This window comes from Dyadobacter sp. SG02 (assembly GCF_900109045.1).
Classification (GTDB): domain Bacteria; phylum Bacteroidota; class Bacteroidia; order Cytophagales; family Spirosomataceae; genus Dyadobacter.
The window spans coordinates 172,704-185,825 of sequence record NZ_FNYL01000010.1 but is presented as its reverse complement, the minus strand read 5'-3'; the positions used below and the strand labels follow the sequence as shown (position 1 = coordinate 185,825).

Here is a 13,122-nt window from a genome sequence, read left to right as displayed (position 1 = left end):
GGTATTTTTGTATTTTAAAGGAAAAATATCTGACATTTACTAAACGGTTACTTTTGAAGAAGATCGCGTACATGAAAGAGTTTTAGCCACACCCTAACAACTTAGAAATTGCCTTATGCCGCTTTTAGTAAAGCTCGATACATTTAATACCGGATCGGGTAACCTCACAGTCTTTGAAAAAATCATCCCTGGCACGATCAAACGCGTATTTTACATTTACGGCGCGAGTGAGACGCAGAGAGGTGGCCACAGGCATCACAAAACCTGGAATGCCCTGGTTTGTATCCACGGGAGCTGTCGTATATACTCCAACGACGGGGAGAAAGAGGAGATTTTCCTTCTCGACAATCCGGTGTCGTGCCTGATCCTCGAACCCAAAGACTGGCACATCATGGATTCTTTCTCGGACGATGCCATCCTTTTGGTACTGTCCAATGAATATTACGACAAAGCCGATTATATCGACGAACCTTATCCCCTGAACCAGCTAATCCAGACAGTGTCTCAATGATCCCATTTCTGGATTTAAATCAGGTAAATGCCCCTTATCTGCAAGCGATCGAAGATGCTTCCCTTCGGGTGATCCGCTCGGGCTGGTACATTCTGGGCAATGAATTGAAAACATTTGAAAAAAACTTCGCAGCCTACTGTGAAGCGGCGCATTGCGTCGGGACGGCCAATGGGCTGGACGCGATCACATTGATATTGCTGGCGATGGATTTACCCAAAGACAGCGAGATCATCGTGCCGGCCAATACTTACATCGCTTCGGTACTGCCGGTGAGTTACCTGCACCTGACGCCGGTCTTCGTAGAGCCCGATCCGCACACGATGCTGATCGACCCCGCGCTGATCGAACAAGCCATTACGCCGCGGACGAAAGCCATTATCACCGTCGACCTTTACGGAAGAAGCTGTGAAATAGCGGATATTCTTGACATCGCTGAAAAACACGATCTGAAAGTGATCACCGACGCCGCGCAGGCACACGGGGCTACGCATGCGGGCAGGAAAGTAGGTACGTGGGCGCACGCGACGGCATTCAGTTTTTATCCTACCAAAAACCTGGGTGCCCTGGGCGATGCCGGAGCCATTACGACCAATGATGCTGCATTGGCCGAAAAGATACGTTACCTGCGTAACTACGGTTCGGTAATCCGGTACCAGAATGAGTATCAGGGCGTAAACAGCCGTCTGGACGAAATGCAGGCAGCTATTCTCAGCGTGAAGCTACCTTACCTCGATCCTGAAAATGCCCGACGCCGCGAAATAGCTGGCCGGTATTTGCAGGAGTTGAAATGCAGAGAGCTCACATTGCCTCCCGCCGACCGGATTTCCGAAGACGCGTGGCACCTCTTTGTGGTACGGCACCCGCGGCGCGCGGAGTTCATCACGTTCCTCGATGCGCATGGCGTGCAAACGAACGTCCATTATCCGCAGCCCATTCATAAGCAATTGGCCTACAAAGAATTTAAAGATTTACATTTGCCTTTGACCGAGCAGATTCACCAGCAGGTGATCAGCTTGCCGCTCAACCCGGTTCTGACGGACGAGGAGGTGGCTTATATCATCCAAACCGTCAATCAATTCGATCTTCAATGAAGCTATCGGTCATCATCCCGGTTTACAACAGCGAAAAGACCATCCGGCCGCTGATCGAAAAGCTGCAAGCGACTTTGTCGGAAATATCCTTTGAAATCGTGATGGTGAACGACGGCAGCCGGGACCGCTCGGAGCAGGTATGCCGCGAGTTGTCGGATGCCTATGCCAATGTGCGTTTCATTTCGCTGCGCCGGAATTACGGTGAATTCAATGCGGTGATGTGCGGGCTGAACTGGGCTTACGGTAACTATTGCGTGATGATCGACGACGATTTTCAGAACCCGCCGGAAGAGATATTGAAGCTGGTGGAAACCGCCGAATCGGGGGATTATGACGTTGTTTACACGCATTACGCCAAAAAACAGCACTCTGTCGGCCGGAATATGGGCAGCCGGTTTGTGAACTGGCTTACGAGTTACCTTTTGAATAAACCCAAGGACCTGTACTTGTCGAGCTTCAAACTGATCCGGCAGGAAGTGGTGCAGGAAATTATCAAATACCACGGGCCTTATCCTTACATCGACGGGCTGATATTCCGGATCACACGAAATATCGGTACCGTGCAGGTAGCACACGAAAAGCGTGAAGAAGGCGCTTCGAACTACACATTTCACAAGCTGATCTCGCTTTTCCTGAATATCCTTTTCTGCTATTCGTCGCTGCCGATCCGCCTTTTTGTACCGATCGGTGTGGGGCTGTTCAGTTTGGGTTTCTTGCTTTTACTTTTCCTGACCTTGCAGTGGATCATCGGGCCCGACCCAAAAGGCTGGCAGGTGGTAACGGCCACTATTATTTTTATCGGCGGTATTCAATGCATGCTGCTAAGTGTTTTGGGGGAATATATCGGCAAAAGTTTTATGGCGCAAAGCGGGCAGCCGCAATATGTGATTAAGTACAACAGCTCCGAGAACGTATGATCGACAACCGGCTCGAATACCAGCGCATGTACGAAACCGAGCGCAAGCTGTGGTGGTACCAGATACTCCACGGCAAGGTGTTGGGTCAGATTCGCAAGCATTTCAGGGCCTTGGACCCCGACCTGAAATTCCTGGATGCGGCTTGCGGTACGGGCGGGTTGTTGTCGTTTTTGAAGGAAAATGGGTATTCCAACCTGCGGGGCTTCGATTATTCGCAGCATGCCATTGATTTCTCGAAGGAACGCGGCCTGAACGTCGTTTTCGGCGACCTCCGGAATGTAGATGCATTCGAACCGGGCGAGACGTTCGATATCATTACCTGCAACGACGCGCTCTATTTCCTGACCGACGAAGAAATCGTCCGCGCATTGACTGCATTTAAAAACCGCCTGAACCGCAACGGGCTGATCATCATCAATATACATGCGTTCGAAGCATTCTCAGGCACGCACGACCTCGCGGTAGGCAGCTCGCGACGTTTCAAATTGGAGCAGTTCCAGGCATTCGGCAAAGCCGCCGGGTTGCGGATCGGTTACACAACTTACTGGCCATTCGCGCTTTCGCTACCGATTTTACTCGTGCGCCAATGGCAGAACTATCGGATTCGGAAGAAGAAAATTAATGTTGAAGAGCTCGATTCGGATGTCGAATATCCCGGCGATGCCGTAAATGCGGTTTTAAAAACCATTACCAAGGCAGAATCGGCCGTCCTGAGTAAGGCACCATTCGGCAGCTCGCTCTTTATGACTTTCCAACCAGCCTGATTTCCTACTTTTTCGAATACCCCGATGAATTCACGGCATCGAACAACGCCTTGGTTTTGGGAATGCCGTCTTCTCCATTAATCGCAAAATACCAGAACACTTCCAGGTCGCCACGGTGCATGGCCTGGTTCATATCGCCGCTTTGCGACTTGTGGGCAGCCTTCACCCAGTCGGCGACGACCATATAGCTGTGTTTTTGATCCTCTCCGAAGCTGTAAGAACGGTCGAACTCGAATACGGGAGCATTTTTGAGAAGATTCGTTTCAGGATAGCCGGGAAGGCCGGTGAATTGGAATGTATATGCTTTATTTTGCGACTGGCCGCCCAGTACGATCGGTTTTTTTGAGCCTTTGTAGCGCTGAGCAGCCCTTATCGCGCTGATGGACGCTGTTTTGTGGTGCGCATGCTGGCCCTCGTGCGGGATGAGGCAGAATATGAAATCGTAGTTTCCGCTGGCCAGAATGTTGTCCAGTTTCCTTTCCACGTATGCAATATCCCAGTTTTTGCCTTGTAAATAAGGTTTCTCGTCGCGGTTATAGTAGTCGTCGAGCTGATCCAGAAAGAAGAAATTACCGATGCCCATCACCTCGCCGGAAGCCATGAGCTCTTTTTTCCGGATTAATGGTAAATGCTTTCTGCCCGTGGCCGAGTCGACGAGGTTCAGGCCATAGTAGCTGGATGCCACCAGGCCATTGTAGCCGCCGGATGCATCGGTAATCAATGCGAGGTCCGCGGAGCCTTTCAGTTCACGGGTGATTTTGAAAATCGTCACCGGGAACATCGTTTCATCATCCGGGTGCGCTGTAACGATCAAAATGCGTGGGCCTTGTGCATACAAGTTCAACGAAAGCAGTAATAGTGACAAAAGATAAATGTGTCTCATGCGATCATTTTGTTAGGTGATGTGTTATAAAATTATCGATTGTTCAAACATTCCTCACGCTCTTATTATTAAAGTTTTATGGATTTGAAACTCAATGGGAAAACTGCATTCATCAGCGGTTCTACGCAGGGTATAGGTTTTGCCATCGCGCAAAGCCTCTTGAATGAAGGTGCCAATGTGATTATCAACGGCCGTTCGGAAAGTAAGGTGGCCGAAGCCGTTCAAAAATTAAGAGAAGCGTCGCCGGGCGGCGCGAATGCCAGTGGTGTTGCAGCCGATTTTTCAAAGGTTGAAGAGGTAAATGCATTGCTGGCACAGTTGCCGGATATAGATATCCTCGTCAATAATGCGGGTATTTTCGAGCCCAAGCAGTTTACGGAGATTTCGGATGAAGAATGGTTAAGATTCTTTGAAATCAATGTGCTGAGTGGCGTGCGCCTTTCAAGGCATTTCTTCCCGAAAATGATTGCCAAAGACTGGGGCAGGATTATCTTCATTTCCAGTGAATCGGGGGTAAATATCCCGGAGGAAATGATTCATTACGGCACTACCAAAACGGCCCAGCTGGCAGTAAGCCGCGGTTTGGCGGAATTGACTAAGGGTACGAACGTAACGGTGAACACGGTAATGCCCGGCCCGACCAAATCGGAAGGTGTGGCTGATTTTGTGAAACAGCTGGGTGAAGCCAACAATATGTCCGCGGAACAGGCCGAGAAGGATTTCTTCAAAAATGCCCGTCCGACATCGTTGTTACAACGTTTTGCGTCGGTGGAGGAGATTGCCAACCTGGTAACTTACGTAGCGAGCCCGCTTTCGTCGGGGACCAACGGTTCGGCCCTGAAAGTGGATGGCGGCGTGGCCAAGTTTATCATCTGACGCTTGGCGTAGCCTAATTTTAATGCATTAACCAGAATGTTTGCTTATTCTGGAACGTTCGTTCTGAAATAATTGTCTGATAGTCATGGCACGCAACAAAGCATTCGAACCGGAAGAACGGCTGGAAAAGGCGAAATGCCTTTTCTGGCAAAAAGGCTACAACGCCACCTCCATGCAGGATCTCGTCGAAACGATGGGGCTGAACCGTGGAAGTATTTATGACACTTACGGCGACAAGCACAGCTTGTTCCTCCAATGCCTGCGGAGTTATACGGAAGGAATGTTCGAAGACTACCGAAAAGTAGCGGAGGAAACGAAATCGCCCATTAAAGCGATTGAAAAAATTATCAAAAAGGCGGCTATCCGGACCATTGAAGAGGAAAGGACTTGCCTGGGCGTCAAATCGACGTTCGAGCTGGGTTCTGTCGATGAAGAAGTGCATGCCATATTGAAAGAAAACACCACCAACCTGACGGCCCTGCTGAAAGACCTTTTGAAAAAGGCGCAGAAAGCGGAGGAGATTAGCGGCAAAAGGGACCCGGCAATGCTCGCAAACTTTGTCGTATCGAATTTTACCGGGTTCTGGCAGGCTTACCTGGTGTACGGTGATGGCGGGCTGGTAGAGCAGCAAGCCGAATTTTTAATAAAATCTATCAAAAAATAATTTGTCCAATGATGGAACAAGCATTCCATAATGACAATGCTTACGGACATGTCAGGGTTAATTACAGAAATCGCAAATAAATCGGGTATAGTAAAAATCTACAAGCAAGGAGCGCCTTCGGTGCTGGGTTACGAAAGAGAGACCATTACAGAACCGGGCCCGGGCCAGGTAAGAGTACGCCAGGAGGCTATCGGACTGAATTTTGTAGACACTTATTACCGCGACGGCAAGTTTCCCGTCAGGTCGTTTCCTTACACGCCAGGCGTGGAGGCCGCGGGCTTCATCGAAGCTGTCGGGCCCTGGGTGACGGAATTCAATGTCGGAGATCGGGTGGGTTACCACTTTATCCCAGGCGCGTATGCGGAAAGCCGCGTGGTATCGACGCAACAGTTGGTCCATATTCCGGATGGAATAACCTTGGAAGAGGCGGCGGCCATGCTCGTGAAAGGGTTTACGGCCAGAATGCTCGTCAAAGTGATCCATCCCGTTAAGCCCGGCGACGTAGTGCTGGTACATGCCGCAGCTGGCGGCGTGGGTACGCTCGTGACCAAATGGGCGAAGGCGCTGGGCGCGACGGTAATCGGGACGACCGGTACGGAGGAGAAAAAGGAGGTTGTACTCGCGAACGGTGCCGACTACGTTTTCCTGGCTGAATGCCGGGAGTTTGTAGATTCGATACTGGAAATCACGGAAGGCCGCGGGGTGGACGTTGTGTTCGACGGGGTTGGTAGGGATACTTTCAACCATTCGCTTGACCTCATCCGGAAAGGCGGTCAAATCGTGCTCTACGGATCATCATCGGGGCAGCCCGAGCATATCGACCACGCATTGTTGCGCGAAAGGTCCATTGTGATGGCTACGCCCACGCTCAGCGCATACATCACCGACCGCGAAGTGCTGGACGAATATGCAGCCGATCTATTCGATGCATTCGGCAGTGGGATATTCGGACAGTTGGCTATTACGCGGTACCCGTTATCAAAAGCAAATCAGGCGCAGGCCGATCTCGAAGCGCGAAAAACGACAGGTTCCGTAATTTTGGTACCGTAAGTTTTTCGAATCAATCCCACGTTATGGCCAAGGTACTTATTCAGTTTGCGCATCCCACGCACAGTAAATCCAATGTACAGAAGACACTGGAAAAATATGCGCGTAAGGTAAAGGGAGTGACTTTCAATGATCTCTATGAACATTATCCCGATCTTTTCATCGATATCAAAAGAGAGCAGCAACTGCTGGCGAAGCACGATATTGTCATTTTTCAGCATCCGTTCTATTGGTACAGCAGCCCTCCGATCCTGAAACAATGGCAGGACCTCGTGCTGGAATACAACTGGGCCTACGGGCCGAAAGGGCATGCATTGAAAGGCAAAAAGATTTTCAATGCAGTCTCATGCGGGGGCGGGCGGGATGCTTACACCTCCGAGGGGTATAATCGGTTCCCTGTCGGTCAGTATCTCTTGCCATTCAATCAGACGGCCTATTTGTGCCGGATGGAATACCTGCCGCCATTTGTCGTGCATGAAACTTACACGATCGAAGACTACACGTTGAAAGCATTTGGCGAACAATATGCCGAACTGCTGGAAGCATTGGTGAATGATCGGATCGATCCGGCGGAACTGGCCGGGGTAGAATATCTGAACGAACTTTTTCCACACTAAACAACCCTCGACGATGCAAGAATCCTTCTTTTTCCAGGCAATGATATACCTCGCGGCTGCGGTGGTAATGGTCCCCATTGCCAAACGGCTGGGGTTGGGTTCGGTCCTGGGTTACCTGGTGGCCGGGGTGATCATCGGTCCGGCGGGCTTAAAATTCATTGGAATGGAAGGCCAGGATATTATGCATTTTGCAGAATTCGGGGTGGTGATGATGCTTTTTGTGATCGGCCTCGAACTCGAACCCTCACGCCTGTGGCGCATGCGCAAGAGCATTGCCGGGCTCGGGGGCTTGCAGGTAGGCGTCACGACCGTCCTCGTGGCAGGTATTGCCATGCTTTTTGGTGTGAGCTGGAAGGAAGCGCTCGCGCTGGGGATGATCATCGCGATGTCGTCCACGGCCATTGTCATGCAGACGTTGAATGAAAAAGGCTGGCTGAAAACCATGGCGGGACAAAGCTCGTTCGCGGTACTATTGTTCCAGGACCTGGCGATTATTCCCATGCTTGCATTATTCCCCTTGCTCGCCGACCACGCAGGTTTGGCCGACGGGCACGGAGGCGGTGGTTCGCTGGTGAGTGCATTGCCCGCGTGGCAACAAACTATTGTGGTATTGCTATCCGTTTCGGCCATTGTGCTGACGGGGAAATACCTGTTACGCCCGGTCTTCCGGATGATGGCCCGCACGGGGTTACGCGAAATGTTTACCGCAACCGCATTGCTGCTCGTCGTGGGAATCGCCGTACTGATGACTTCGGTAGGTCTTAGCCCTGCGCTCGGTGCATTCGTAGCCGGTGTGGTACTGGCCAACAGCGAATACCGCCACGAACTCGAAAGCTCCATCGATCCTTTTAAAGGGTTGCTGCTGGGGTTGTTCTTCATTTCGGTAGGCTCGTCCATTGATTTTGGATTGGTGACGTCCAAGCCGCTGCTGATCATCGGGCTGGTGGCCGGGTTGATGTTGCTGAAAATGGCTATTCTCTTTGTTTTAGGTAAAATATTCGAAGTACGTAATGCGCAAAACTTCATATTCAGCATTGGTTTGAGCCAGATCGGAGAGTTTGCATTCGTACTGCTCAGTTTTTCAGTTCAGCAGGGTGTATTAGGGAAAGAAGTTTCGGACACGATGACAGCCGTGGTGGCGATCAGCATGGCTATGACGCCGCTGGCGATGATGGTGAACGAGAAGTTTATCCTCACGCGTTTCTGCCTCGTGAGTGCGGGGCTGCAAACCGCGCAGCGGCCAAGCGATGTGGAGGAGGAGGATAACCCGGTGATTATCGCCGGCTACGGGCATTTTGGGAATATCGTCGGACGTTTCCTGCGCGCTAACGGTGTGGAAGCGACAGTCCTCGATAACGACAGCGATAATGTAGATTTCCTCCGCCGCATTGGCCTCAAAGTGTATTATGGCGATGCTACGCGTTACGAACTCCTCGACATTGCCGGCGCAAGCCGTGCGCAGATGATCATTATCGCGATCAGTGACGAGGAAAAGAGATTGGAATTAATTGAAACAGTAAAAAAACACTTCCCTCACCTGCATATGCTCGTGCGCTCGACCAACCGCAACGACGCGTACGACCTCATGAACGCCGGTATGATGCATATTTACCGGGAGACGTTCGATACGAGCCTCCGATTGGGCGTAGATGCATTGAAACTGCTCGGGCATCGCGCGCATGAAGCGACGCGCATGGCGAAAACGTTTTTCGTACATGACGAACGGACGTTAAAGCATTTGTCGAGCATTCGAAACGACGAAGAGTATATCAATGCCGCCCGGCAGCATATCGAGGAACTGGAAATGATCATGCAGGCCGACCGTGAAGCGGTGAATTTGAATGCATTAGCCGGATGGGATCGCAAGGCAGAAGCCGAAACGGCATAGAAAAGGCCTGATAATGTGCACTAAGCCACTTTTATCAGGCCTTTTTCTTATCTAAAAAATAGGTCAATTATCTTCTGTGTCCGCGGTGGCGTCCATTGTTTCCGTAGTGGTCGTTCCGGCGGTATTGCTTGCGGTAAGCCTTGTTATCATGCCGCCGGTAATGGTGGCGATCGGCATAGATCACCCGAGGCGGCGCCGGTCTGACTACGACACGGGGTGGCGGAGGCGGTGCATGATAGTACCTGTAACCATGCCGGTAGCCATAATCATAGCCCGGATCATAGGAGCGATAGGTACACGATGAAATGGATATAGCTGCGACCAGCGTCACGATGACCGACAGCAAAACTCTGTTCTTTCTCACGGTTCTAGTTCGTTTTGTACTGTTTAAAGAACGAATAGGACGGTCGAATAGTGCCGGAAAGTAGGGCTAAGTCGGAGTTGGAAAAAGTTATCCACACTGTGGACAATGCTTAAAAGTAGCTTAACTGGCTGATAATGTAGACTTTTGTGAGTTGTTAACAAGTTATACACATTTTGCGTGTGGATAACTTGTTAACAAATATTAGGGATTATGCTTCTACATCATAGATCAGAACTTTCTCCCAAAGATGCGCGCATTCTTCCACGAATTTCTTGTGCAGCGGGTGAACCTGGTACACGTCGTGCGCAGCCTCATCCTTGAAAATCAGGATCTCCGCGAAATCGTAAGTGGCGTCGATAACGGGCCTGCGGGTAGCGGCAGGAGGGCCGATATAGGCCGATTCGATGGATTCGATCGCTTCAAGAGATTTGATGCCGGCGAGCAGGGCTTGTCTTGCTTCTTCGTTGTCCTTCTCCTTCAACCAGAAGAATACATTGTGGATAAACATGGATAATGGTTTATGGTGTTAGAAATTGATTATGGATTCAATTGACTGACGACATCGTCCGTTTTCGCATCCGGTAACTGGTGGTAATACGCTTTTTCGAGCTTGAACGAAAACGTGGTACCCTTTTCCGGTTTCGACATCACGGCGATCTTCGTGTCGTGGGCATTCAATATATGCTTAACAATGGCAAGTCCCAAACCGGTACCGCCGATTTCTTTGCTCCGGCTCTTGTCGATCCGGTAAAAGCGCTCGAAAATGCGGTTCAAATGCTCGTGCGGGATGCCCGGGCCGTTGTCTTTCACCTCTACTTCGATGTATTTTTTGCTCTCGCTGAAATGGACGATCACCTTGCCGTTCTCATTGCCATATTTGATCGCGTTTTCGATCAGGTTCAGCATTACCTGTTCCATCCGGTCGGCATCGGCTTTTATCCACACTTCATGCATATCGTCCGGCTTGACCTTTAATGTCACATTACGGTTTTTGGCAATGTGTTCGAGGCGGCTGAAAATGCTGAGGGTCAGTTTGCGCAGATCAGTGGGGACGATATTCATTTTGATATCCCCGGTTTCCATTTGCGACAGTACGAGCAGGTCTTTGACGAGCACATCGAGGCTATCGAGGTTGTTGGCCGCTTTGCGTAAAAAGCGTTCGCGTACTTTCTCGTCGTCCATAGCGCCGTCCAGCAGCGTGTGGATAAATCCCTGGGCGGCAAAAATCGGTGTTTTGAACTCGTGCGAAACGTCGGCGAGAAATTCCCTGCGGAACAATTCGAGCTTTTTTAACTCATCGATTTCCTTTTGTTTTTTGGTTACATAAACAAAAATCTCATCGTTGATCGTCTTCAACGGATTCGACTCCCGGATGAGCTTCTTGCGCGGGGCCATATTGAAATCCCGCATTTTCAGCTTGTGGATCGTCCGGTACATCTTGTTCACCTCGCGGAAAACCAGGATGTCGACGGCGTAAAGCACGAGGAAAAACGAAGAAATGAAGGAGGAAATGGCCGAAACGAACAACATCCCTGTTGAAACGCCATCCACAAATGCGAGAAATGTGGTGGTAATGAGGGAAATCAGGAATGCCAGGATGACGGCAATGAAACGGGGACTTAACGACATGTTACTTTAAAGCTTGCTTCACGCGGAAACTCGTTCTTCCGCTTGAAGCGAATCTGTTGAAAATTTAGCCTTAAAGTTAACACTTTGAAACCGGTTTAGATTCGGTTTCGCCGCCGAAGTGGCTTGTTAAGAAATTGTTAAGTGATCGGGATGTGGAGTATCGTCAGGGTTGGAGTCAGGAAGGGTCATTTATTGTCAGGGGTGGTCAGGAGTGGTCAGGAGTGGTCAGGGGTGGTCAGGAGTAGTCAGGGGTGGTCAGGAGTGGTCAGGAGTGGTCAGGGGTAGTCAGGAGTAGTCAGGTGTAGTCATTTGTTGTCAACGGATGTCGGTTATTATTGAGGTGAAAACAATAACTGACTACGCCTGACCAATGACAATCCCTGACTACTCCTGACAGCGAATGACAATCCCTGACTACTCCTGACAGCGAATGACAATCCCTGACTACTCCTGACAACGAATGACAATTAGAACCCTCCCCGATACTTGTACGTACTTGCGACCTTGTCGATCGCCACAATGTAAGCCGCGATGCGGAGTGATACCTTGTATTTCAGCGAAGTTTCATAGACTTTGTCGAATGCGTCCTTCATAATGCGGTCGGTACGGCGATTAATGCGTTCCAGTGTCCATTTGTAGCCGATCCGGTTTTGCACCCATTCGAAATAGGAGACCGTTACACCGCCGGCATTGGCGAGGATGTCAGGGACAACCATAATACCCTTGTCGTTGATAATGTCGTCGGCTTTGGCGGAGGTAGGGCCATTTGCACCTTCCACGATCATGCGTGCCTGAATACTTTCGACGTTCTTGCGGGTGATCACGTCTTCTTTCGCGGCAGGGACCAGCACGTCGACGGGGAGTGTGAATAACTCGTCGCCGGAAATTGCTTCTGCCTTGGAGTAACCTTCCAGCGAACCTTTGTTGGCATCGCGGTAAGCGACGGCATCGGCCACGTCTATCCCTTTGTCGTTATAGTATGCGCCGGAAATGTCGCTGATCGCGTGGATGGCCGTCCCACGCTCGCGCAGGAGCAGTGCCGCGTGCGAGCCCACATTGCCGAAGCCCTGGACCGCCGCGGTAGCGCGGTAAGGGTTGATGCGCAGCTTTTCCATACCCGCCAATGCGGATACCATTACGCCCCGGCCCGTTGCTTCGGTGCGGCCCAGCGAGCCACCCAGTACCAGCGGCTTACCAGTTACGACAGCCGGAATTGTCATGCCTTTTGATTTCGAATATTCATCCATGAGCCAGGCCATCTCGCGCGGGCCGGTGCCCATATCCGGGGCGGGAATATCCTGGTCCGGACCGAAAACGTCGAGTAATGCCGTCGTGTACGCGCGCATGAGGCGCTCGATCTCGCCCGGGGACATTTCGCGCGGGTTACACGCGACGCCGCCCTTGGCACCGCCGTAAGGAATATCTACAACGGCGCATTTCCAGGTCATCCATGCAGCCAATGCACGCACTTCGTCCAGGTTTACGTCCGGATCGAAGCGGATACCGCCCTTGCTGGGGCCGAGAATGGTGGAGTGGATCACGCGGTAACCTTCGAACGTCCGGATCTGGCCGGAATCCATCATCACGGGCAGCCCGACTGTCACCTGTTTGCGGGGTACTTTGAGGATATAATACATCTCTTCTGATATTCCGAGGAGGTCTACGGCTTTATCAAATCGCTGCATCATTGACTCCAACGGATTGTCTTTATCCTTGATCGGAGCCGGTTCTATGTAAGACATCATTTGATCTTTAAAATGTTGATATTAAAATGGTTAGCTAAAATTAGTCTTGCTAACAATACAAACTACGCCATTTGTTATTATAAAAACAAAAAACTAGTTTTTCTTGAAATAGTAATAAAATAGTAC

The 13,122-nt window shown here is 50.6% G+C and carries 14 protein-coding genes; 9 read left to right on the top strand and 5 right to left on the bottom strand.

Features of this window, described 5'->3' with window-relative positions:
- Positions 1 to 115 precede the first annotated feature (115 nt).
- Genes BMW93_RS23080 through BMW93_RS23065 form a run of 4 tightly spaced genes read left to right on the top strand, consistent with a single transcriptional unit; the run spans position 116 to position 3,283 of the window.
- A complete protein-coding gene (locus BMW93_RS23080; RefSeq protein WP_090381887.1) occupies positions 116 to 511 on the top strand; it encodes an FdtA/QdtA family cupin domain-containing protein in 396 nt (131 codons plus the stop codon).
- Entirely contained in the window at positions 508 to 1,602 is a 1,095-nt protein-coding gene (locus BMW93_RS23075; protein ID WP_090381884.1) for a DegT/DnrJ/EryC1/StrS aminotransferase family protein, read from the top strand. The genes BMW93_RS23080 and BMW93_RS23075 overlap by 4 nt, the downstream gene beginning before the upstream one ends.
- Complete coding sequence (locus BMW93_RS23070) at positions 1,599 to 2,519, top strand: glycosyltransferase family 2 protein (protein WP_090381882.1); 921 nt, start codon at positions 1,599 to 1,601, stop codon at positions 2,517 to 2,519. The genes BMW93_RS23075 and BMW93_RS23070 overlap by 4 nt, the downstream gene beginning before the upstream one ends.
- Positions 2,516 to 3,283 carry a bifunctional 2-polyprenyl-6-hydroxyphenol methylase/3-demethylubiquinol 3-O-methyltransferase UbiG gene (locus BMW93_RS23065; RefSeq protein ID WP_090381878.1) on the top strand — a complete coding sequence of 256 codons (768 nt, stop codon included), beginning with the start codon at positions 2,516 to 2,518 and terminating at the stop codon, positions 3,281 to 3,283. Before BMW93_RS23070 ends, BMW93_RS23065 begins: the two co-directional genes overlap by 4 nt.
- Before the next feature lie 4 nt (positions 3,284 to 3,287).
- Here the strand turns inward: BMW93_RS23065 and BMW93_RS23060 are convergent, their stop codons facing one another.
- A complete protein-coding gene (locus BMW93_RS23060; protein WP_090381875.1) occupies positions 3,288 to 4,166 on the bottom strand; it encodes a PIG-L family deacetylase in 879 nt (292 codons plus the stop codon).
- A gap of 78 nt (positions 4,167 to 4,244) precedes the next feature.
- Between BMW93_RS23060 and BMW93_RS23055 the strand changes: the two genes are divergently transcribed.
- The 5 genes from BMW93_RS23055 to BMW93_RS23035 all read left to right on the top strand — a co-directional run bounded on the left by BMW93_RS23055 (position 4,245) and on the right by BMW93_RS23035 (position 9,258).
- A complete protein-coding gene (locus BMW93_RS23055; RefSeq protein ID WP_090381873.1) occupies positions 4,245 to 5,042 on the top strand; it encodes an SDR family NAD(P)-dependent oxidoreductase in 798 nt (265 codons plus the stop codon).
- An 85-nt stretch (positions 5,043 to 5,127) separates the two neighbouring features.
- A complete protein-coding gene (locus BMW93_RS23050) occupies positions 5,128 to 5,706 on the top strand; it encodes a TetR/AcrR family transcriptional regulator (protein WP_090381871.1) in 579 nt (192 codons plus the stop codon).
- 48 nt (positions 5,707 to 5,754) lie between these two features.
- On the top strand, positions 5,755 to 6,756 hold the full coding sequence (locus tag BMW93_RS23045; protein WP_090382149.1) for a quinone oxidoreductase: 1,002 nt from the start codon (positions 5,755 to 5,757) through the stop codon (positions 6,754 to 6,756).
- A 23-nt stretch (positions 6,757 to 6,779) separates the two neighbouring features.
- Positions 6,780 to 7,370 (top strand): NAD(P)H-dependent oxidoreductase, encoded by a 591-nt coding sequence (locus BMW93_RS23040; protein ID WP_090381868.1) that lies wholly within the window; start codon positions 6,780 to 6,782, stop codon positions 7,368 to 7,370.
- 13 nt (positions 7,371 to 7,383) lie between these two features.
- A complete protein-coding gene (locus BMW93_RS23035) occupies positions 7,384 to 9,258 on the top strand; it encodes a monovalent cation:proton antiporter-2 (CPA2) family protein (protein ID WP_090381866.1) in 1,875 nt (624 codons plus the stop codon).
- Between the two features lie 67 nt (positions 9,259 to 9,325).
- Here the strand turns inward: BMW93_RS23035 and BMW93_RS35250 are convergent, their stop codons facing one another.
- From BMW93_RS35250 to BMW93_RS23020, 4 genes are all read right to left on the bottom strand, one after another.
- On the bottom strand, positions 9,326 to 9,622 hold the full coding sequence (locus tag BMW93_RS35250; protein WP_143061709.1) for a hypothetical protein: 297 nt from the start codon (positions 9,620 to 9,622) through the stop codon (positions 9,326 to 9,328).
- 208 nt (positions 9,623 to 9,830) lie between these two features.
- Positions 9,831 to 10,130: a Dabb family protein gene (locus tag BMW93_RS23030; RefSeq protein WP_090381864.1), complete on the bottom strand. Its 300-nt coding sequence runs from the start codon at positions 10,128 to 10,130 to the stop codon at positions 9,831 to 9,833.
- A 29-nt stretch (positions 10,131 to 10,159) separates the two neighbouring features.
- Entirely contained in the window at positions 10,160 to 11,251 is a 1,092-nt protein-coding gene (locus BMW93_RS23025) for a cell wall metabolism sensor histidine kinase WalK (protein WP_090381861.1), read from the bottom strand.
- A gap of 467 nt (positions 11,252 to 11,718) precedes the next feature.
- The gene (locus tag BMW93_RS23020; protein ID WP_090381859.1) at positions 11,719 to 12,993 is read right to left on the bottom strand and encodes a Glu/Leu/Phe/Val dehydrogenase; all 1,275 of its coding nucleotides are present in this window, start codon (positions 12,991 to 12,993) and stop codon (positions 11,719 to 11,721) included.
- Between the last annotated feature and the right edge of the window lie 129 nt (positions 12,994 to 13,122).